Source organism: Paenibacillus sp. Marseille-P2973 (assembly GCF_018101095.1).
In the GTDB taxonomy this organism is placed as follows: domain Bacteria; phylum Bacillota; class Bacilli; order Paenibacillales; family Paenibacillaceae; genus Fontibacillus; species Fontibacillus vini.
Genome location: NZ_JAGQEH010000005.1, coordinates 49,835 through 70,217 on the forward strand (window position 1 = coordinate 49,835; position 20,383 = coordinate 70,217).

20 protein-coding genes are annotated in these 20,383 nt (G+C 51.4%); 4 read left to right on the plus strand and 16 right to left on the minus strand.

From position 1 onward, the window contains the following. Position 1: 1 nt before the first annotated feature. The 4 genes from qoxC to KB559_RS12365 form a co-directional block, all read right to left on the minus strand. Complete coding sequence (gene qoxC / locus KB559_RS12350; protein ID WP_211022243.1) at positions 2-598, minus strand: cytochrome aa3 quinol oxidase subunit III; 597 nt, start codon at positions 596-598, stop codon at positions 2-4. Continuing rightward, positions 595-2,538 carry a cytochrome aa3 quinol oxidase subunit I gene (qoxB, locus tag KB559_RS12355; RefSeq protein ID WP_211022244.1) on the minus strand — a complete coding sequence of 648 codons (1,944 nt, stop codon included), beginning with the start codon at positions 2,536-2,538 and terminating at the stop codon, positions 595-597. The genes qoxC and qoxB overlap by 4 nt, the downstream gene beginning before the upstream one ends. A 25-nt stretch (positions 2,539-2,563) precedes the next feature. Beyond that, positions 2,564-3,529: a cytochrome aa3 quinol oxidase subunit II gene (gene qoxA / locus KB559_RS12360; RefSeq protein ID WP_211022245.1), complete on the minus strand. Its 966-nt coding sequence runs from the start codon at positions 3,527-3,529 to the stop codon at positions 2,564-2,566. A gap of 428 nt (positions 3,530-3,957) precedes the next feature. After that, on the minus strand, positions 3,958-4,935 hold the full coding sequence (locus KB559_RS12365) for a diaminopimelate dehydrogenase (RefSeq protein ID WP_211022246.1): 978 nt from the start codon (positions 4,933-4,935) through the stop codon (positions 3,958-3,960). A 261-nt stretch (positions 4,936-5,196) separates the two neighbouring features. On the opposite strand from KB559_RS12365, the gene KB559_RS12370 reads away from it, so the two are divergent. Both KB559_RS12370 and KB559_RS12375 read left to right on the plus strand, forming a co-directional pair. Beyond that, positions 5,197-6,915, plus strand: coding sequence for a copper resistance protein CopC (locus KB559_RS12370; protein ID WP_211022247.1), 1,719 nt, complete (start codon positions 5,197-5,199; stop codon positions 6,913-6,915). Between the two features lie 36 nt (positions 6,916-6,951). Beyond that, positions 6,952-7,764, plus strand: coding sequence for a YcnI family copper-binding membrane protein (locus tag KB559_RS12375; protein ID WP_211022248.1), 813 nt, complete (start codon positions 6,952-6,954; stop codon positions 7,762-7,764). Positions 7,765-8,096: 332 nt separating this feature from the next. Here KB559_RS12375 and KB559_RS12380 read toward each other — a convergent pair whose 3' ends face one another. From KB559_RS12380 to KB559_RS12405, 6 genes are all read right to left on the minus strand, one after another. Then, a complete protein-coding gene (locus KB559_RS12380) occupies positions 8,097-9,308 on the minus strand; it encodes an SLC45 family MFS transporter (protein ID WP_211022249.1) in 1,212 nt (403 codons plus the stop codon). A 4-nt stretch (positions 9,309-9,312) separates the two neighbouring features. Continuing rightward, positions 9,313-10,050 (minus strand): glycerophosphodiester phosphodiesterase, encoded by a 738-nt coding sequence (locus KB559_RS12385; RefSeq protein WP_211022250.1) that lies wholly within the window; start codon positions 10,048-10,050, stop codon positions 9,313-9,315. 190 nt (positions 10,051-10,240) lie between these two features. Further along, on the minus strand, positions 10,241-11,101 hold the full coding sequence (locus KB559_RS12390) for an ABC transporter permease (protein WP_211022251.1): 861 nt from the start codon (positions 11,099-11,101) through the stop codon (positions 10,241-10,243). A 30-nt stretch (positions 11,102-11,131) separates the two neighbouring features. After that, complete coding sequence (locus KB559_RS12395) at positions 11,132-12,166, minus strand: aliphatic sulfonate ABC transporter substrate-binding protein (protein WP_211022252.1); 1,035 nt, start codon at positions 12,164-12,166, stop codon at positions 11,132-11,134. 32 nt (positions 12,167-12,198) lie between these two features. Next, positions 12,199-13,365, minus strand: coding sequence for an LLM class flavin-dependent oxidoreductase (locus KB559_RS12400; protein ID WP_211022253.1), 1,167 nt, complete (start codon positions 13,363-13,365; stop codon positions 12,199-12,201). 133 nt (positions 13,366-13,498) lie between these two features. After that, positions 13,499-14,059: a flavodoxin family protein gene (locus KB559_RS12405; RefSeq protein ID WP_211022254.1), complete on the minus strand. Its 561-nt coding sequence runs from the start codon at positions 14,057-14,059 to the stop codon at positions 13,499-13,501. Positions 14,060-14,304: 245 nt separating this feature from the next. Here KB559_RS12405 and KB559_RS12410 point away from each other — a divergent pair, with 245 nt between their 5' ends. Continuing rightward, positions 14,305-14,529 carry a PspC domain-containing protein gene (locus KB559_RS12410; RefSeq protein WP_211022255.1) on the plus strand — a complete coding sequence of 75 codons (225 nt, stop codon included), beginning with the start codon at positions 14,305-14,307 and terminating at the stop codon, positions 14,527-14,529. 69 nt (positions 14,530-14,598) lie between these two features. Further along, a complete protein-coding gene (locus KB559_RS12415; RefSeq protein WP_211022256.1) occupies positions 14,599-15,276 on the plus strand; it encodes a PspA/IM30 family protein in 678 nt (225 codons plus the stop codon). 679 nt (positions 15,277-15,955) lie between these two features. Here KB559_RS12415 and KB559_RS12420 read toward each other — a convergent pair. From KB559_RS12420 to KB559_RS12445, 6 genes are all read right to left on the minus strand, one after another. Then, positions 15,956-16,891, minus strand: coding sequence for an SPFH domain-containing protein (locus KB559_RS12420; protein ID WP_211022257.1), 936 nt, complete (start codon positions 16,889-16,891; stop codon positions 15,956-15,958). Further along, positions 16,891-17,325: an NfeD family protein gene (locus tag KB559_RS12425; protein ID WP_211022258.1), complete on the minus strand. Its 435-nt coding sequence runs from the start codon at positions 17,323-17,325 to the stop codon at positions 16,891-16,893. Before KB559_RS12425 ends, KB559_RS12420 begins: the two co-directional genes overlap by 1 nt. 165 nt (positions 17,326-17,490) lie before the next feature. Then, positions 17,491-18,153 carry a hypothetical protein gene (locus tag KB559_RS12430; RefSeq protein WP_211022259.1) on the minus strand — a complete coding sequence of 221 codons (663 nt, stop codon included), beginning with the start codon at positions 18,151-18,153 and terminating at the stop codon, positions 17,491-17,493. Next, positions 18,150-18,695 carry a hypothetical protein gene (locus KB559_RS12435; RefSeq protein WP_211022260.1) on the minus strand — a complete coding sequence of 182 codons (546 nt, stop codon included), beginning with the start codon at positions 18,693-18,695 and terminating at the stop codon, positions 18,150-18,152. The genes KB559_RS12430 and KB559_RS12435 overlap by 4 nt, the downstream gene beginning before the upstream one ends. Next, positions 18,692-19,627, minus strand: a complete 936-nt coding sequence (pilM, locus tag KB559_RS12440; protein ID WP_211022261.1) for a type IV pilus biogenesis protein PilM — start codon at positions 19,625-19,627, stop codon at positions 18,692-18,694. The genes KB559_RS12435 and pilM overlap by 4 nt, the downstream gene beginning before the upstream one ends. Next, a complete protein-coding gene (locus KB559_RS12445) occupies positions 19,627-20,376 on the minus strand; it encodes a prepilin peptidase (RefSeq protein WP_211022262.1) in 750 nt (249 codons plus the stop codon). The genes pilM and KB559_RS12445 overlap by 1 nt, the downstream gene beginning before the upstream one ends. Positions 20,377-20,383: the final 7 nt, after the last annotated feature.

The following is a 20,383-nucleotide window of genomic DNA, read 5'->3' on the forward strand; positions in this document are numbered from 1 at the left end:
ATCACATCAGTCCTTTCAGATAGACGAAGCTGAAGATGAAGATCCAGACTACGTCCAGGAAGTGCCAATACAGCGAGAAAATAAACGACTTGTTCGCCGTGTCGAGCGTGAAGCCTTCACGCCCGATCTGAATCATCAGTCCGATGCCCCACAGCAGACCCAACGTTACGTGGGCACCGTGTGTTCCGAGCAGAACGAACAAGCTGGACAGGAACGCGCTCGTTTGCAGCGTCGCCCCCTCATTTACATAAGTTACAAACTCCATGATTTCGACACCGAGGAACACGGCGCCTAGCAGCAATGTGATGAAAAAGAATACCATCGCCGGCTTTTTCAAGCCCTGCCGCATACTGTTGATAAACAGGCCGATCGTAAAGCTGCTTGTAAGCAGCACGAACGTTTCGATCATAACCGGCCCGATTTCGAAAATCTCATGCCCCGACGGCCCGCTGCCCGTACGATTCCAAAGCGTAAGGTAGACGGCAAACAGGGTCGAGAACAGAACAATCTCGGCTCCGAGGAACAGCCAGAATCCGAAAATACGGTTGCTGTTCTCTTCGGAACGATACTCCAGCGGTAACGTATGATCTAATTTCATGCCTGTTCACCCCCCAATCTTGCTTCCGTCTCCAGAATTTCTTTTACCGGGATATGCCGACCATGGTCACGTTCGAACGAGCGCACCGCCAGCATAACCACTACGCCGATGCCTGCGATAATCGCAGGAACCCACCAGCTGAATACCATGAAGAATCCAAAGAAGAAGAATATAATTCCCAAAATGAACGGCTGTCCACTGTTATTCGGCATATGAATTTCTTCAATCTTGCCTTCGTAAAGCTGATGTCCGCCTTTTTTGGATTCCCAGAACGGATCCAAGCCTTTAACTGTAGGCTCGATCGCAAAGTTGTATTCTGGAACCGGACTGTGCGTGCTCCACTCGAGCGTCCGTGCATTCCATGGGTCGCCCGTCGTATCTCTCGGAGCGTAACGGAAGCTCCAGTAAATATTGTAAACCAACAGAATGAAGCCGATGGCAAGACCGACAGAGCCGATCGAAGCAAGTAAATTCAGCGGGCCAAAGCCCGTACTTTCCGAATAAGTGTACATCCGGCGCGTCATCCCTTTAAGTCCAAGGAAGAACAGCGGGAAGAACGTCACATTAAAGCTGATAATGATCCACCAAAAGGCGCGTTTGCCCTGGCGTTCATCGAGCCGGAACCCGAACAATTTCGGGAACCAGTAGTAGAAGCCGGCGATGACGGCGAACACGGTACCCGGAATAAGCACGTAGTGGAAGTGGGCTACCAGGAACATCGTGTTGTGGTACTGGTAGTCGGCACTCGCCATCGCGAGCATAACGCCGGTTACGCCGCCGATCGTGAAGATCGGAATAAAGGCGAGCGAGTACAGCATCGGTGTAGTGAACTCGATTCGGCCTTTCTGCATCGTAAAGAGCCAGTTGAATATTTTGACCCCGGTCGGTATGGCAATCGCCATCGTCGTCACCGAGAACACGCCATTGACCATCACGCCGTGACCCATTGTATAGAAGTGGTGAGCCCATACAAGGAAGGACAGCAACGAAATGACGACCATACTCCAAACCATGGATTTATAGCCGTACAAGTTTTTCCGCGAGAACGTGGAAATAATTTCACTGTAAATCCCGAACGCAGGCAAGATAACGATATATACCTCAGGATGGCCCCAAACCCAGAACAGGTTGGCCCAGAGCATATCCATCCCGCCATTGGCCATCGTAAAGAACTGTGACCCGAATAAGCGGTCGAACATCATCAGCGCCAGTGCCACAGTCAATACCGGGAAGGCGAACAGGATAATAACGCAAGTAATGAGTACCGACCAGGTAAACATCGGCATCTTCATCAGGGTCATGCCTTTAGCACGCATTTTCAGAATCGTCGCGATAAAGTTGACGCCGGTCATCAGCGTACCGATACCTGCGATCTGAATCGCGATCGAATAATAGTTATTCCCTACCGTCGGGCTGAATTCCAGACTTGCCAGCGGGAAGTATGCCGTCCAGCCAGCATCCGGCGATCCGCCGATGACGAAGGAAATGTTGAACAGCATCGCTCCGGCGAAGAACAGCCAGAAGCTGACCGCATTAAGCCGAGGAAACGCTACGTCGCGCGCCCCGATTTGCAGCGGAACTACGACGTTCATCAAGCCGATAATAAACGGCATCGCCATGAACAAAATCATGATGACCCCGTGGGTCGTAAAAATTTCGTTATAGTGTTGCCCGTCAAGCAGCCCGTTTTCCGGCATTGCCAGCTGGGCACGCATCAAGAGGGCGTCAACGCCGCCGCGGAACAACATCAGCAGCGCGGAGATGATATACATAATCCCGATCCGCTTATGGTCGACGGTAGTCAACCATTCACGCCACAAGTAGCCCCATTTTTTAAAATAAGTCAGGCCGATAAGAATGGCTAACGATGCGACGACGATGCTGACCATCGCGCCATAGATCATCGGTTCGCCAGTGACGAAAAATTCGTCCCATTTCATGTCTAGCTAACTCCCTTCCGTTCTATTAGTTGCCGTGCGAGCTATGATCCGCCGCTCCAGCGTCGTCTGTGCCTGTCGAATCCATATTCATTTCGGAGTGGTCCATTTCTCCGGACTCTGAATTCATATCCATTTCTTCCGAACCACCATGGTTGTGGCCGGCATTTTCACCTTCTGGAGCAGGTCTGAACTCAAGGTGTGTTGAAGAATAAGATTTTCTGCCGACATGACTCTCTTTAAGCAATGAGTCGAATTCCTGCTCCGTCAGTTTCGGAGCCGTTGTTTTGACTTCATCAAGCCATTCTTCATAATCCTTCGACGTCATGGCCAGCGCCTCGAACTCCATGTGCGCGAAGCCTTCACCGGAGAAGTTGGAGTTTTTCCCCATGTAAGATCCGGCGTGCTCAGCTACAAGGTTAAGCTTGTTGACCATGTCGCTCATCGCATACTTCTGTCCGCCAAGCTGCGGGATCCAGAAGCTTGAGATTGGCCCATAGGCATACAATCTGAACTCTACCGGACGATTCGTCGGGAAGTTGACGTAGTTGACCGTCTCAATCCCTTCCTCCGGATAGCTGAAATGCCATTTCCAGTTGGAAGACGCCGCATAAATCACGAGCGGTTTTTGGTCTTCGTAGCCTTCCGGCACCTTCTCTACTGCGGCAGTACTCCGAATTGTAACGACCGACAAAATGGTAACAATAATGACCGGAATCGTAATCCAGGTGATCTCCAACCATTTGTTCCCCTCCATATGAGGCGGCTCATAGTCAGGAGCGGCTTTAGAAGCGCGGTATTTGGTAAGCATGTAAACGTAAAGAATATAAACAACCAGCAGAACTAGCGCCATTACCAGGATCGAGAAGATAATGACATTAGATTGTGTCTTGGCCACCGGACCTTTCGGGTTTAGTACAGCTAAATTGTTGCATCCGGTCAGAAGGACAAGAAACGCTGAAAAGACAGCGAGCAGCAATCCCTTCCTTTTCATAGGATTCCGATACCCCTTTCTAAATTGTGAACCTCATCACGATGAGCGAGATGAATTCTTGATTATCAGTTAAGTTTTATGTTAGGGAAGCCTTGAACTAATGACAATTCATAGAGAAAGGAATAAATGCAATAAATTTACATTTATATCATTAACGGTCCTCTGGTTTGATCACCCCAATTCCGATTACAGACGATTAGAGCTCAAATTCAGCCGTATTCGGCGATTTTGATAATTGTTCACATTGCATTCCAAGGAGTGCCGAGTTCGCAAAATTGTCATAATGATACCCCTGTTAGTGATATTAATCACTTACTTATTCTGGACACTCCAGCAATTGATGCATGAATAACTTTAGGAACAATCAAAAAAAGTTGCCCGGCCATCCGGCCAAGCAACCCTTATTTATCCTTATTATTCCGTTTTTGTTACAGCAGTTCTTTACGAAGCTGCTCCGGCGATTTCGGCGACAACAAACCAAACGGAATGTCGAAGACTGTTTTCGCGCCGGTTTGTCCGGACTGGGACAGCTTGTACACTGCGCGGGCATATGCGACCAACACGCTGGCCGTAAATTCCGGATTGCTGTCCAGCTTCAGGCTGAATTCAATAATTTGCGTATTGTTCTCCCCTGTCCGTCCGCTGCGAAGCACGTTGCCTCCATGCGGCATGGCGGAATGATTTTGCTTCAATTCTTCTTCGCTGATAAAGTTGACGGTCGTCAAATAATCGGAGAAGTAATTCGGCATTTCTTTGATTTCGCGTTCAATCTTCGCCAAATCGGCGCCTTCCTCAGCGACGACATAACACTCGCGAAGGTGCTTTTCTTTCGTCGACAATTCCGGGTTTTCTCCGTTACGCACACGTTCCACGGCGGATTCGATCGGAATGGTGTATTGTACACCGTTTTTCACGCCCGGTACGCGACGGATCGCATCGGAATGCCCCTGGCTTACGCCTTTGCCCCAAAAGGTATACTCTTTCCCTTCCGGCAAAACGGCCTGCGCTAACAAGCGGTTCAAGGAAAACAACCCTGGATCCCAGCCCGTGGAAATTACGCTGACGTTCCCGCCTTTTTGCGCCGCAGCGTTGACTTGCTCAAAATAATCGGGAATTTTCGCATGCGTGTCAAAGCTGTCAACCGTATTAAACAAAGCCGCAAGCTCCGGCCCTTGTTCAGGAAGGTCTGTGGCCGAACCGCCGCAAAGGATAAGAACATCGATCTTGCCTTTATAGTTCTCTACCTCAGAAATATGCACGACGCCGTTTGCCGCCGCAACCTCATTCGGATGTCTTCTTGAAAAAATAGCGCTGAGCTCAATGTCGGGGTTTTGCTTGATCGCTTTTTCGACGCCGCGACCCAAATTACCGTATCCTACGATACCCACCTTGATGTTCGATGCCACTGAGGTTTCCTCCTTTAATAAAAATATGCATACTTATTATTTTAACGCACGCCAGCAGATTTTGAAATCGCCAACATACAAAGAGTGCAAATAAACTGCTTATTCGTACAAACAATAAAAAGTCCAACATTCACACTTTAGACATACCACCGGGCATAATTGGAAAGGTGTGGAAGTTTTGACTATACTCATCCGGTAATAATAGTTGTAAAATAAGATAAATGTGTAACATATGTCATTGCAATTGTAAGGTGGTGCGTTTTGCGTCTGAAAAAATACAAACCGTACGTGATAGTTCTTATTCTAGTTTTAGCATGTTGGGCCGGTGTTATTCCGGAACACGCCTCCGCACATGCTTATGTCGTATCTTCCTCGCCCTCTTCAGGGGAAGTGCTGGAGAAATCACCCGAATCCATATTCATTCAATTTGATGAAGAGATCGAACCCGCCTTTTATTCGTTGCAGGTACTAAGCCCCTCCGGGGAACGCCTTGACAAGAAGGATGCCGCTATCGATCCGAGCCGTCCCGACAGACTTGTCGCCGGGCTAACTCCCGGATTAGAGGACGGAATTTATACGATTAAATGGAAAGTTGTCTCCAGTGACGGTCACCCGGTTTCGGGAACCCTAGCATTTCAAATCGGCAACCAGGGAGCCGGAAGCGGTCCGATCGTAACGTCAGATAATCAGGTTCCTTTCCCGGAATGGAGTCTGCTGTTGATCCGCTGGCTTTGGTATGCTGGGATGACTTTGACCACCGGCACGCTGCTATTCCAACTGTTCTTGCTGCCTCGCAGCGCACGGATTAACGGGATACCGTTCACAACGAAGCGCAGCAAGCTCCTGCTCAATTTAGGCATTGTGCTGGCCGCCGCGGGCATTATCGCAAGCCTGCCGCAGCAAACCGCCAGTAATGCAGGCGTGTCATGGACAAGCGCTTTGAACGCCGACCTAATAAGTGAGACCTTGCAATATACCGGCTTCGGCACGATATGGAAAATACAGCTGGCGCTGCTGGCGTTGCTGGCCTTTGCCTCCCTGCTCTGGATGAGGATCGGAAACATCCGGCATCCGCGCGAAACAGACATCCGCCTTTCTGTGTGGGCAACTTGGGCTGCTATGGCCTTCAGCCAAGGACTTATGCTCTCCAAGGCTTTTATCGGCCATGCGGCCGCCGCGGAGGGCAAGGCGCTTGCTGTTACGGCGGATTATCTGCATTTATCCGCCGCATCGATTTGGCTCGGGGGCCTGCTGGCCATTGTCTTTCTGCTGCCGGAGGCATTTGAGAAGGTGGCTCCCCCTGAGGAGGGTGTCCCAGGGCAACGTCCGCTTGCTTATTGGCAGGCCGTAAGCCGCTTCTCAGCGCTCGCCTCCGCAAGCGTGGCCGTTCTGTTGATATCCGGGATCTACGGTACTGTCATCCATATTCCATCACTGAGTGCACTATTTCAAACCGGTTATGGCCTGGCGCTTCTAGCGAAAATTGCCGTATTCCTGTTCATGCTTGGCCTCGCCTTTACAGGATTCCTGCGCGGACGGCGGCGCTCCCGGCCTCTTGGACGGGGCGTGTGGGTCGAACTGGCCCTTGGATTTATCGTGCTTGCGCTCGCCGCCGTCTTGGCTAACCAGCCGCCGCCATCAACCGCCGCAGGGCTGCCGGACCGGCTGGAGGCGACCGTTCAGGGACACAAAATCACCCTGGAAGTTACGCCCCGAACGATCGGCAAGAATCATTTTGCAATCAAGCTGCAGGATCCGGACGGCAAACCTATGGAACAGGTGGAGCAAGTTACCCTGTCCCTGACATCCTTGGAGATGGACATGGGCGTGATTGAAGTCGTTATGCCCGGCGGTTCTTCAGAGCTCGAGGCTGATGGGATTATTACCATGGGCGGGGACTGGAACGTGCAGGTCCATATTTTGCTCAAATCGCTGGAATCATTGGATCATGACTTTACTCTCCATGTGGACAGCAACTAGTAATATTAATCTTTTGCAAAAAAGAAAGGGGAAACTATGATTAAGAAATTTATTTTCCGTATAACAGCCTTATGCACTTCGGCAGCGGCAGGACTCCTGTTGTTTTCCGGCCTGGCAAGCGCACACGTTACTGTACAACCGGGATTATCTTCTCCTGGCGCCTGGGAAACCTACAGCCTGAAAGTTCCAGTGGAAAAAGACATTCCGACGGTTAAAGTATCGCTTAAAATACCGGACGAGCTCGATTTCAAACAGTATCGCCCCGTACCCGACTGGACGGTGGAGCTCACCAAGAACGAATCCGGCAAGGTGACGGTCGTTACTTGGGCCTCCGAAGCTGACGGAATCGGACCGGGCGAATTCCAGCAATTCGAATTCGTCGGAAAGAACCCCGCCGATGACACTTCCCTGGCTTGGGACGCCTTCCAGTATTACAGCGACGGATCGATCGTCGAGTGGAGCGGCGAGGAAGGCTCGGACAAGCCGCATTCGATCACCACAGTGACCGCGGATGCGGCAGTTGGAGCGGCTGACGGTCACGCCGCTGATCAAGGTCACGACACCGGCGTTGAAGCCGGCGATGCAGCGGACGGGAATGCCGCCGGGGCCGAAGGCGGGAACGCGAACGCAGTAGCGGATAAAACTGCTGGCGACGACACCAACAGCAAGGCTGGCGATGCCGGGGCTGCCAACGCAGCAGCCGGCGCGGCTGCGAGCGACGCGGGGCAAAGCAAGGACGGCGGTGCCTCTGGTGTAGAGATAGCAACGATGGTGGTATCTTCCGCCGCCCTGCTTGTCTCCCTTGCGGCCCTTTGGGCAGCTATCCGCTCCCGGACGAAAACGTCCTAAAGAAGCGTCTGAGTTCGGGGCTACGTCTGGCCGGATCTGTTACCGATTCTGCGACCGCACTAAATATAGCTGGAAAACCTACAGTTATTTTTATCTCAAACTACCGTTTACAGAATTTAGCGGGAAATCCTACAGTTAATTTGCCCTTATGAACAAAAATCAGGCCATATCGGCGAAATTAGATGCAGATTTTCCAGTTAATGCGTCTAAAAGCTGAAATATCATGAAAATAACTGTAGAAAATACAGCTATTTCTGTGATTACCCCATCCAACAAAAAGACCTCCGGGAGCAAGCCGTCTAATGGCCATTCCCGGAGGTTTTGCATGTAACCTAATCCACCATGATCGGCGTGTTGTCCAACGGTCCTTTCCCTGCGGGTCTCTCTTCCGAGGAAGCCCCTAGCAGACAGCCAAGCGCCAGGAGCAGTCCTACAGAGGCGCTGATGAACAATGCCGGATAGCCAAACACGTCGATGACCCAGCCGAGGAGCGGCGGAGACACGATCGCTGCAAGCGAAGACACGAAGTAGTAGATCCCTGTCCGCGTGCCGATGCTCTCTTCCCGTCCGGTCGAAATGACCCAGGGATAGGAGTTGATGTTGATGCAGGCCCAGAAAATACCGCCGACGATCAGCACCAGTCTGAGCAGAAGTACGGAATCTACGAACACAACGGAACCGAACACGAGGAACAGGCCCGCTACGCCGATCATGATGATTTTTTTCTTGCCGAATTTGGCTCCCAGCCAACCGCTCGGCAGGGCGAACAAGAGAAACGCCAACGAGAAGAACGTAAGCGAGAACGAAGCCTCCCCGTCGCTCATTCCGACATGCTTCGTGCCGTATAGCGTGAACAGCGCCTCGACACCTTGATAAGCTACGAACCAGAAGAAAATCGCGCCTAAAATGAACAATGTCGTTCTGTCGAGCTGATCCTTGATCCGCACCGGCGGCCTGCTCGGCTTGGCGTCGGGGTGGCTTTCCAGAAGGATCGGTTCTTTAATTACTCTTTTTAGAATAAACATGGAACCCAGCATCACTATGCCGGCAAACAAAAACGGTACGAATGAGCCGATTCCGTATAAAATCGATCCGATGCCAAATGCCAACACAGAGCCGATCCCGCCCATAAAGTTAATGATGCCGTTGGCTCGTGTCCGGTCCTTTTCCGGAGTGATATCCGGCATTAACGCCACCGTGGGGGCCCGGAACAAGCTCATGGACAAATTCATTAACATCATGAACAATACCAGGGTGATTAGACCCGTATGTAAAGGAATCATCGTGGCAAACACAGCCCCCAGCGGCATCCCGATGAGTAAGTAAGGCATCCGTCTGCCATACTTTGTAGTCGTTTTATCGCTCCGATGACCGATCCATGGCTGCAGGAACATCGCGAAATAGTTATCGATCGTCATCATGAACCCGATCAATGCCGCGCTTTTCAGGTAATCGTCCAAAAATAGCGGTACGAAAGCGTTATACAACGCCCAGGTCAAGCTGATGCTGAAAAAACCGAGTCCCAGCAGCCATGTTTTTTTCATCCGGTCACGCTCCTTGATCGGACAGCAGTTCAGCCAACCGGTCAGGGTAATCGGTAATGATGCCGGCCACCCCCGCCTTGATCAACCCTGCCATCTCGTGTTTTTCATTTACTGTAAAGGGATTATAAACTACTCCCTGCTCGGCGGCAGCGGCAACAAACTCCGGCCGGACTGCGTAATGGAAGGCGTGCAACGCTTCGGCGCCGATGTTCTTCGCATATTCCCACGGCTCATACAATCCTTCCCCATACAAAATGCCGGTCCGGACTTCCGGTGCAATCTTTTTGCAATCCACCAAAGAGTAATGATTGAAGCTCGAAATAATCGTGCGCTCCGCCAATCCATACGCTCTTACCATATCGATGACCTTGCGCTCCAGTTCAGGATACTGCACAAACCCGTTTTTCAGTTCCAGATTAACGATGGTGTCCGTGCCCTTTACGAGCTCCAACAACTCTTCCAGCGTCGGGATCTTTTCCCCTCTATAATCCTCATGGTACCAGGATCCGGCTTCATGGGAGCGAACTTCCTCTAGCGTCAAATCCTTAACCCAGTCCGGCGTTCCCGCCGTCCGTTTCAAAGTTTCGTCATGAATCAGCACCAGGTGCCCGTCTTTAGTCATCTGTACGTCGGTTTCAATACCGGTTGCGCCAAGCTCCAGGGCATAGGCGAATGAGGCAATCGTATTTTCCGGACGGTGTCCGGCCGCTCCGCGGTGCGCAAAGTTAATGAGTTTAGCCAATGGATGGTCCTCCTTGGATGTTAAGTCATTTTTATTCTTCAATTTTAAATATTATCCATCTCCCTATTATAATCCTGCAATATTAATGCAATATAAAAAGATAATAACGAGAACATCCGACATCGGCATCGGCACGAAAAAACCCGAGGCATTCGCCCCGGGTATGTTATCTCAATATCTCAACCGCTCATCATCCCGTGAAATTCTCCCGCCATTTCAGCAGCCGTTTCTCCAGCCACCGGACCAGTGAATCCGATAATTTGCCGACCGCGGCAAAAATGGCAATCCCCACAAACACAATCGTGATGACCGAAAATTGCCTTGCATCCTGAATCAGATAGCCGACCCCGGAGCTAGAGCCCATCATTTCCGCTACGACCAGGCCCAGCCAGGATACGCCCAGTGACAGCCGGACACCGAGCAGCACATTCGGCAACGCCCCCGGCAAAATCACCAGGCGAATTTGCTGCCAGCGGCTGAACTCCAGCACCCGTGCCACTTCGACCAGCTTCCGGTCTACACCCCGGATCCCGAGAAAGGTGTTGACATAGAGCGGAAAAAAAGCGCCCAGCGCGATCAGCAAAATTTTCGAAGTCTCGCCGATCCCGAACCAGAGAATGAACAGAGGCGTGATCGCAAGATGCGGAATGGTCCGCAGCATTTGCAGCATCGGATCAAGCGCCTGCTCGGCCGGCCGAAGAAACCCTACCGCCAGGCCGGACGCAAGGCCGATGGAGCCGCCGACCAGAAATCCCGACGCCGCGCGGGCGACGCTGATCCCCAAATGGTGGAGCAGTTCTCCGGTAACTAGCAGCTCATATCCCTGTACCGCAATGGCATAAGGCGATGGGAGCAATGTCCCGGGAATCCAGCCTGCCGAGCTCGCATATTGCCATATCGCAAGTATTAAAAGTGGCAGAATACTTCCCCTAATCCAGCTGTAACGCCATATTTTTAGCACAAAGCTTCTTATTGGCCGCCGAATTGCCTTAGTACGTTGAACGGAGGATGGGACTTTGACGGTTGCGGTTGATTCTTCGATTAATGACATGATTATCACCTCGTTATGCGGATCACATAATCACTTGCCTTGGAACGCTTCTTCAACAAACCGGTTCTCGACGACCTTACTGACATCAATCTGCTTGCGGATTCCGCCGGTTTCAAATAGAAGGTCCGCCGTCTCCTGCTGCGCCTTTATATAATCCTCGCTAACCGGCTCCACGGAATAACGCGATTTGCTCAGAAGGAGCTGAATCAGATCGGCATCGACCTTTTTCTTTTCGGTAAAAAACTTCGCGGTTTCCTCAGGATGCTCGCTGCTCCAAGTAATGATCCTATCCAGCTCCTTCAGAAATATGGTGACGAGTTCCGGATGCTCCTCGGCGAATTTCCCCCTTGCGATCGCAAAGCTCGGGCTAGCCAGATTCAGCTTCTCCCCATCCGCGATCCCCACGGCTCCCTGGTTGGTAGCCAAAGTAACATAAGGCTCCCAGACGGCCCAAGCGTCGACGGCCTTGGATTGAAAAGCGGGCTGGGCTTCATCCGGCTGGAGTTGAATCAACTCGATGTCGGAAGGTTTTAAGCCCTGCTGTACCGCTGCTCTGTAGACGAAGGCATAAGCGGAGCTTCCTTTGGCTACGGCAACCTTTTTCCCCTTCAAATCGGCTACGTCCTTAATTCCCGAGCCCTCATGAACAAGAATGGTATCCCCCCGCTTGCCGTCGGAGATGACCGCAATTTCCTTGAAATCGATATCCCCGGCCTGACCGGCGATCACCGGACCGTTCCCGACAAGACCGAAATCGAGATGTCCCGCCGCGATGGCCTCAAAGTGAGGCGGACCGCTTGGAAAATCGGTAAACTTGATTTCGGCGCCGGCCGCGGCAAACGCCTCATCGATCCAGCCCTTTTCATGCGAGAGCGACAGCAGGCTGATTCCCTGGGTTCCTATATTGACGACTACGGTTCCTTTGTCCTTGGCCTTCACGTCGGCCGCTGCGGCAGCCTCGTCTCCGGACTGACCCGAATTGTTGCTTGCCTTGGAGGAGCAGCCCGCCAGCACTAAAGCGAGACCGAGCACGGCAACGGCGTTTTTCAACAACAGCTTTCTCATGGTTTCTCCATCTCCCTCTCTTGTCTGTCTATCTATACCGTTTGACCGATACGGGCCTCCCATTTGGCCTTGAATAGCGGAAGCAATTTGTCTCCGGCAATTTGAGCTTCTTCAACATGCGGATATCCGGATAGTACAAACGTGCTGATTCCCGCATCAACAAATTCAAGCAGACGGTCCGATACCTGATCAGGCGTTCCCACAAATGCTACCGCACCGCCCCCGCGAATGCGCGACAAGCCTGCCCAAAGATTGGGGCCAATCACGTAATCGTTATCCTGCGATTTCTTCCACAGTTCGGTCTGACGCTGTTGATTTATAGCATCGGTCTTAGATTGAACCTGATCGACCACATTCAACAATTCCGGATGGGCGAGGCTTGTAATTTCACGGGCGGCCGCCCATGCCTCCTCCTCCGTATCTCTCACAACTAACTGGGCACGTAAGCCGTACCGCAGCGTTCGGTTAATGCCTTTCGTGTTGCGCTGCTCGCTCAAATAAGACTCGACTTCTTCAATCTGTTCCTTGATCTGTTGAATCGTCTCCGCCCAGAGCAGATACACGTCCGCCGTTTCCGCGGCAACCCGTTTTCCGGCAGGTGAGCTTCCACCGAAATAGAGCGGCGGGTGTGGCTTTTGTACGGGAGCCGGTTGCGATACCCCGCCTTCAATCTGATAGTACTCCCCTTCAAAATGTACTCCGGCGCGTCCCCCGCTGCGCAAAAATCCCTCAACGGAAAAATCATGCGATTCGGTCCAAACCTGCTTGACGATGTTCAGAAACTCCCGTGTCCGGTCGTATCTGGCGTCATGATCGTGATACAGCGGATCCCCAGTAACCCGCAAATCATCCGGGTAACCACCGCTAACCACATTAATCAGGGCTCTCCCACCGGAGATCCGGTCCAGAGATGCTCCCATTCTCGCTGCCAGTACCGGAGCGATCAATCCGGGACGCATGGCTACCAGCGGCTTCAGCGTCCTCGTTTGCGCTGCAAGCGCCGAGCCGACGATCCAGGCATCGATGCAGCTGTTGCCCGTAGGGATCAGCGCAAATTCAAATCCCGCTTGTTCCGCGGTTTGCGCCACCTGGATCATATACTCCAGCGTAGATTCCCGCTCGGGCTTCACCCCGATATGCTTGCCATCCCCCGTTGTCGGAATAAACCATCCAAATTCCACTCGATCAACTGCTGCCATGTTCTCCTACCTCCCTGATTAAAATAAAAACCGGAGACCCCCGCAGCCTGAACAGGCCGCAACAAGTCTCCGGTTTGACCGGTAGAATATTATTCTATTCCAATCGGTTAAGTGTGATTTAAATCATATACGGTTATCCAATTACTGTCAACCCCGATTTTTGCAATTCTGCATTAAGCCATTTAGCCTCCTGGATCGCCCGTTTGTCATTCCAAATGTCTCCCGGCTTGCTTGCTTTGGCAATAATATGCCCCTCCAGCGGCATTCCTACGTAATCGAAAGTATATTTTAGTTGCTGTATAAGCGGCATGGCTTTAATCCGGGGATTGTCCCCGCCAACAACTAGGACGTACGCCTTTTTCTGCGCCATCTCCGCTTTGAAATCAAAGCGTGAATCCCGAAGACTTTGGGACCAGCGATCAATAAAATTCTTCATTATTCCAGATACGGTGTACCAGTAGACCGGAGTGGCGAACACGAGCGTATCATGCTGCAGCACTTCTCGAATGACGTAGTCGTAATCATCATCGACCGGATCGAACCCGCCCTCCGTATGCCGCTGATCATGAATCGGCAGAATTTGTTTGTCCCGCAATAAAATTTCCTTATGCTGAACTCCCTCCAACACCAGCCTGCTCAACTGCTCGGTATTTCCTTCGTCTCTTGTGCTTCCCTGCAAAACCAGGATACTCATTCAGGCACTCCCTTTCCATCGTAATCGACTTTTTCCGCAAATTGCGGCTCTTTACTGTTATACTGCGTTCCCGCAGATTTATGCCGTTTCCGCCTCCTGGCGAGGATTCAGCCCGACCAAGGTCCAGTTCAGAAACCGTCTCAAGCCTGTTATGCCGCATTAGGAATCGCGGTAGAATTAAGACATCAACAACGGACTTAAATAATAATCCAATCTGACATAAAAAAGAAAGCGAGTGTTCAATCATGAAAAAATTGTATCGTTCGGCAACCGACAAACAGATCAGCGGCCTTTGCGGCGGTATCGCCCGTTGGTTCGGAATCGACACTACCGTGGTCCGGCTGATCGCCGTGGTAGCGGCGCTGTGCAGTTTCGGCACCGTAGTCGCCCTGTATCTCATCGCCAGCGTGATCGTTCCGAAAGAGCCGATCGGCAACTTCGGATTCGACGACCATTACACACATTATTAATGAAACACGGTAATCCTGTTCGTTTAGCTAAAGTATAAACTACTATCCAACCAAAGGAGAGAATTACAAATGAGTCTATTTAATCGAATTGCTAACATTACTAAAGCTAGCCTGCATGAAGTTTTAAACAAACTGGAAAATCCGGTAGTTATGACGGGGCAGTATTTGCGCAACCTGGAGGACGATATTCGTATTGCCGAAAATATGCTGAAAGAACAGCAGATGAACGCGAACATCCGCCTGCGGAAGAGCGAAGACGCCGCCAAAGCAGCGAAGGAAAGCGAGCTTCGCGCGCTGGCCGCACTTGAAGCTGGAGATGAAGCCGGTGCTAAAGTAGCCGCTACGGCCAAAATCCATTACGAGGAGCAGGCGCAGCAATACGCGGCGGAAGCGAAAGAAGCCCTGGATCGCGTGGCTGAGCTGGAATACCGCTTGAAGGAAGGCAAAGAAGAACATGCCCGCCTGAAAGAAAAGCGCAACGAATTGGCCGCACGGGCCCGCAAAGTGGAAGAGCACGAGCAAATGGAGCGGCCGAACTTCAGCCGCGGCATGGATTACGGCGCAGCCGCACGCGGCTTCGAACGCATGGAAGAAAAAATCCTCGAATGGGAAGCCGGAACCCAGCTTTCCGGTCAATCCTATGCAGGAAGCGGCGGAACTGGTTCGCCAGTGAATGCAACCGAGAATGCTGCCGTTGCCGAAGAACTGCAACGCATGAAGGATCAATTGGCTTCCCGCAAAAATTAATTAGTCAAAAGGTTGGACTTGGAACTATCCTTGTCCAACCTTTTTTTTGTTGGGCCTTCGGTAGTTTTTGTTGTACCTTCGGTAGTCCTGCTCGAAGAAGCCCCCTCATCCTTCTCCCCATTTCCGAATAAATTAACTGTATTTTCTCCAGTTAATTGTTACAGATTGGTGCTTCCACGTAAATTAACTGCAATTTATACAGTTAATTTGGCCAATACGGCCATCTCAGCGCCGAATCCGTCAAATTAGCAGCAGGTTTTCCAGTTAATTATTGATTTTGAGGGGATTTGGACAAATTAACTGTAGGTTTTCCATCTAATTTAATTTTCTCGAACTTGGCAGTAACTTTGAAAACTCCGGCTCATCGAAACCCGCCATGCTATGCTTTATAGTCCCCTTGCTTTACTCTATCCTCACTTTATCCTTACTTATTTTCACTTTATCCGTACTATCTCTTCACTATATCCTTTCCCCATCATCGACGCGCATCTTCACCTGCCTCCATCCGAATCTAAATTCTCTATCTACTCACAAATCTGAAATTCATATCTAGTTACCGCGCAATTCTAACACAACGTTATCGCAAACTGCTATGAGGCCAACATTCTTCCTCGCAGCAAAAAAAGTCCCCGGTAACCAACAAGTACATTGGTTCCGGAGACTTTCTTTAAACTTAACTTTATTTGCCTTCTTTGCCGGCTTTGAAGATTTCGCCCATAGCGCCAAGGCTACCCAACGTTTCGATGGCATTCGAAGGGATAAATATTTTGTTGGCTGGTCCCTTCGCCACTTCCTTGAGAGCTTCGAAGGATTGGTAAGCCAATACTTGTTCGTTGAGTGCGGCGTTACGCAGCATTTCGATCCGGGCTTGCTCGGCCTGAGCAACCGCCTCGATCGCTTTCGCTTCCCCGATAGCTTCCAGCTCCTGCGCCTGGCGCAAGCCTTCTGCTTCGCGGATACGAGCCTCCTTATCACCTTCCGCCTTGAGGATCTTACTTTGCTTATCCCCTTCAGCGCGCAGGATCATATCCTGCTTAGCCGCTTCGGCTTCCAGAACGATCGCCCGTTTGTTCCGCTCGGCTTTCATTTGCTTATCCATTGCTTCTTGAATATCGAGCGGCGGTTTAATGTCAATAACTTCAACGCGCTCAATCCGTACGCCCCATTTTTCGGTTGCTTCGTCAAGCGCAATCCGGATATCCGTCGAAATCTTTTCCCGTCCGGACAAGGTTTCGTCGAGCTCCATCTTACCGATGATTTGACGCATCGTCGCGGTCGAAATATTCCGAACCCCGTATACATAATCGGAGATACCGTACGTAGCCTGTTCAGGACCGACAACTTGATAGAAAATGATCGTATCGATTTGAACCTGAACGTTATCCTTTGTAATAACGGTTTGCGGAGGCACATTAGCCTGTTGGATCCGCAGGTCGTGATAAGTACGAACCTGATCGATCACCGGAATCAGAATATTCAGCCCCGGGTTCATCAACCGGTTGAATCTACCGAGCCGCTCCACAACGCCGACCCGCTGTTGAGGTACGATTTTGACCGTGAGTGAGATAAAAACAACGACTACTACGACAATGACGGCAATAATTGCCCATTCCATTAAATAAATTCCTCCCATCTTTCTACTTCAATAATCGTACTGCTTCGTTTCAGCACCCGTACCAGCTCATCTTTTGCCAGAGTTTGAGCCGACGTGGCGCTCCAGGTGTCTCCTCCGACTTTAACGATGCCATATTGCCCCTCTTCAATCGGTTCGACAACGACTCCCTGTCTCCCTACCAGTTCGGTACCGGTATCTTCAAATCCTTTGGCAGCGCGAAATTTTCTGGAGAGCGGTTTCGTGAAAACCGTCAAAATTAACGCTACCACGCATCCTGCAACGACTTGAAACAGATACGCATCCGGCGCAAACCATGCCACCAGCGCCGCTACCAAGGTTCCAATACATAACCATAGCATGTAAAATGTCAGCGTAAACATTTCAAGAACCAGAATAATTCCTGCGGCTATAAGCCATAGCACCCATGCATCCATCCTGACAGATGCACCACCTTTCCGCATTATAGTTATATATACGGGACTCCGGGCAAAAAGTATCAAGAAAAGTAAGTTTTCGCAAAAATACTGAATAGTTCCCATGTGGCGAGAGACTGCCCCCGCCTATGGGTAACAGTCTCCCGCTATTTTTTCAATATTAAACTAAGGATTGTTCGGAGCCCGATAGAAGGTGGAAATAGAGATCGAGACTGCCTTTTCCAAGCCCTCGTTCCCTTCTCCGAAACTGAAGGACTGGACAACGTAAAGCCGTTCCGCTTGCTGCAAACTTGCAGCAAACTGCTTCGCTTGAGGAAGCGACGCACTGAGCCGGACTTCCGCCCGTACCGGGGACAGCCCGACAGCTAACAAGTTGGCCCGGTCCATCATACCGCTGAGCGCAAGGCTCAAAGCCATCTCAGCCGGTTTACCAGACGCGGCCAAATCCTCGGCAGCACTGGTTCCGGTAGCCGATTCTCCCCCTGCCGCATCCGTACCGAACGAGATCTCCTTGATCATGGCTCCAGACGCTTGACGCGCCGTCTCCAAATCACGTAGGATCCCTTCCTGATCGAGCGATTCCGGCACTACCTTCTTGTTGGCCGTCTCATTGCCGGCCGAATTCTTAACTTCATCGCGCTTATTCTTAACGATCGATTCCGTCGCTTGCAGAAATTTCAGCTTTTCATTGCTCTCTGCAAGCAATGTTTTTGATTCCGATAAAGCAGGACGATACCAAAACATATAGAACAATCCGGTCAACAAGATGATTAGGAACGCGATAGCCAGGACACTTACGAACCTTTTATCGGCAAAACCTTGCTTCATTCGGCATTCCCCGCTTTCATAGGAGTCTGCCCGGGCGTCAGTTGAAACGATCCGATAAATTGAGTCCCTTGCTCTCTAAGAGATTGGATAAAGACGGCTCCCGCCCCTGATCTTTTTTGGATCGCAACGGAGTAGGCTCCCGCCTCGGTCAGACCCGGAAACGAACAGGTCCAGGCTAAACTGCCGTCCTCATTCAGCTTCACTGTTTCTAACGTGCTGCCGGACGACAGGGGCGATTCCAGTTCGGTCAGTAAAGCATCCAGGTCGGGGCGAAGCTTCCTGAGCGCTTCAATCATATCCCCGGCATTTCCATGCAGGCCTTCGCTTTGCCCCAAGGTTTGAAGCTCACTCTGCAGTTCGCTTTGCTTCTGTTCTGTCGCTGCCAGCTGTTGTCGGGACGACTCCGCCGAGTCGAGCGAATCTACATACCCTACAATAAGAAAAGCGGCTAGCCCGAGCCCCACTACGATCAGAGCCAGGGGAACAATCAATAACGAAAGGGTCGAGCGTTCTTTTGGGGGAAGCAGGTTAATTTCGATCATGATTTCCCCACCCCTTTCAGGGCCAAGCCAAGAGCCACTGCATAGCTGTCCCGATTGTCCAATTCCGCATTGGCGAAGTATGGAGACAAATCGACTTCGGACACCCGAATCTGTTCAAAAGATTCGACTAACCTGTTCAATATAACCGGCTTATCCGGCGCATTCCCGGTAATGACGATATCCTGAACCCGCTCGTTGCCTTCATGCAGCGTATTTTCATAAAAGTTGATGATTCTGGCGACCGAAGAGACAATTTCGCTATAACGCCATGTATTCAAACTATCCTCGGACACCGTCTCCAATGGAAAAGTGCGGACGAAGTCCGGAATTCCCCGGTTATATAAATAAACTTCCGCTTCCTTCGGTTTGAAATTAATCGCCATGATGTTGTCTTTTTTCAGCATATCCGAGCGGCTCATCACCCGCATTAACGATAAGGTCTCCAGATCAACGGAGATCACTCGAAGACCCGCCTGCTCAAGTACGGCAACCATATCCGCGATCATCGGACGCGGCACCGCGGCGACAAAAGCCTGCATAGTTCCTTCGGGCTCCTCACCGTCATCCGTCCAATGATAATCAATGATCGGATCGTCGAAGGGAAGTCGAATACTGCTCTCCACTTCCAATTCGGTTACACGGCGAAGCTGCTTGCGCTTCACTTTCGGCACCCGGATTAACCGGATGAAGGATTGTGACGTTGGAGCCGCAAGATGAACCTTGCTGCCGGACAGACCATTTTGTTCTACCCATGGCTTAATCATTTCCGAATAACGGCTCAATTCCGGAACTCCGTCTTCATCGATTACATAATCAAGCGGAAGCATCCCCGCCCCTTCAGCCAAACCCAGCTTCGGGTTATAGCGAACGAATCTGATACCGTCTTCATCGACCGTTATCCCGACAGCTGTCTTGGATGTGCGTCTTTTCATTAATGCTGTATTAGATTTGTCAGATACCAATCGATGATCTCCTTTCCGTACATGTATACGATTAGGGAACCGAAGGCCAGATAGGGCCCGAACGGAATAGTCTTCCTTTTCTTGTTCCCTCCGGACGCTTGTTGAAGCAGCCCTGCCAGCAAACCGATGATACTTCCGAAAAACAAGGCTATCAACACACCTGGGATGCCCAGTACCCACCCTAAAACGGCCAGCAGCTTTACATCCCCCATTCCCATGCCGCGCCCTGAAGTCAGGATCGCCAGCAAAAGGAGAATACCACTACCGGAGACTGCGCCGAGGAGGTGCAGCCACAACGGCTCAGAGCTAGCAAAGGGCACCGCTGCCAGCAGTAAGACGCCGAAAACGAGCAATGCGCCGTTTGGGATAATTCTGGCAGCCAGGTCGGTGATCGTGATGAGGACGCACAGCGCCGTCAGTAATGCGCCTACCGCCCACTCGCCCGAGAAGCCGAAGCGCAGGTGCATAAAGGCGAACAGCGCCGCCGTCAATAAAGCGGCGGCGCTGTCGGCAGCTAGACGCCGGCGGGACGGCCCGGCGTACCAAGCCGGCGCTGCGGCCTTGGCGCCGCCGGCCTCAGGCGGCTCGCCTGCGGACGCTGGCGCGGCTGCGACTTGCGGCGGTGCCAGCAAGCCGCGCCGGGCGAGCAGCACGCGAGCCAAGTAGGCGAGCGCGTAGCCGGCGGCTAGGCCTACAAAGAAAGTGATAAGTGTTGGCATTACTTAA

Excerpts from the sequence above, each read along its gene's own strand:
- KB559_RS12380 (WP_211022249.1), bottom strand. The coding sequence starts at position 9,308 with ATGAAAAAAACATGGCTGCTGGGACTCGGTTTTTTCAGCATCAGCTTG.
- KB559_RS12410 (WP_211022255.1), top strand. The coding sequence starts at position 14,305 with ATGAAAAAATTGTATCGTTCGGCAACCGACAAACAGATCAGCGGCCTT.
- qoxB (WP_211022244.1), bottom strand. The coding sequence starts at position 2,538 with ATGAAATGGGACGAATTTTTCGTCACTGGCGAACCGATGATCTATGGC.
- KB559_RS12405 (WP_211022254.1), bottom strand. The coding sequence starts at position 14,059 with ATGAGTATCCTGGTTTTGCAGGGAAGCACAAGAGACGAAGGAAATACC.
- KB559_RS12395 (WP_211022252.1), bottom strand. The coding sequence starts at position 12,166 with ATGAGAAAGCTGTTGTTGAAAAACGCCGTTGCCGTGCTCGGTCTCGCT.
- KB559_RS12420 (WP_211022257.1), bottom strand. The coding sequence starts at position 16,891 with ATGGAATGGGCAATTATTGCCGTCATTGTCGTAGTAGTCGTTGTTTTT.
- KB559_RS12400 (WP_211022253.1), bottom strand. The coding sequence starts at position 13,365 with ATGGCAGCAGTTGATCGAGTGGAATTTGGATGGTTTATTCCGACAACG.
- KB559_RS12415 (WP_211022256.1), top strand. The coding sequence starts at position 14,599 with ATGAGTCTATTTAATCGAATTGCTAACATTACTAAAGCTAGCCTGCAT.
- qoxC (WP_211022243.1), bottom strand. The coding sequence starts at position 598 with ATGAAATTAGATCATACGTTACCGCTGGAGTATCGTTCCGAAGAGAAC.
- qoxA (WP_211022245.1), bottom strand. The coding sequence starts at position 3,529 with ATGAAAAGGAAGGGATTGCTGCTCGCTGTCTTTTCAGCGTTTCTTGTC.
- KB559_RS12375 (WP_211022248.1), top strand. The coding sequence starts at position 6,952 with ATGATTAAGAAATTTATTTTCCGTATAACAGCCTTATGCACTTCGGCA.
- KB559_RS12430 (WP_211022259.1), bottom strand. The coding sequence starts at position 18,153 with ATGAAGCAAGGTTTTGCCGATAAAAGGTTCGTAAGTGTCCTGGCTATC.
- KB559_RS12445 (WP_211022262.1), bottom strand. The coding sequence starts at position 20,376 with ATGCCAACACTTATCACTTTCTTTGTAGGCCTAGCCGCCGGCTACGCG.
- pilM (WP_211022261.1), bottom strand. The coding sequence starts at position 19,627 with ATGAAAAGACGCACATCCAAGACAGCTGTCGGGATAACGGTCGATGAA.
- KB559_RS12435 (WP_211022260.1), bottom strand. The coding sequence starts at position 18,695 with ATGATCGAAATTAACCTGCTTCCCCCAAAAGAACGCTCGACCCTTTCG.
- KB559_RS12425 (WP_211022258.1), bottom strand. The coding sequence starts at position 17,325 with ATGGATGCATGGGTGCTATGGCTTATAGCCGCAGGAATTATTCTGGTT.
- KB559_RS12390 (WP_211022251.1), bottom strand. The coding sequence starts at position 11,101 with ATGTCATTAATCGAAGAATCAACCGCAACCGTCAAAGTCCCATCCTCC.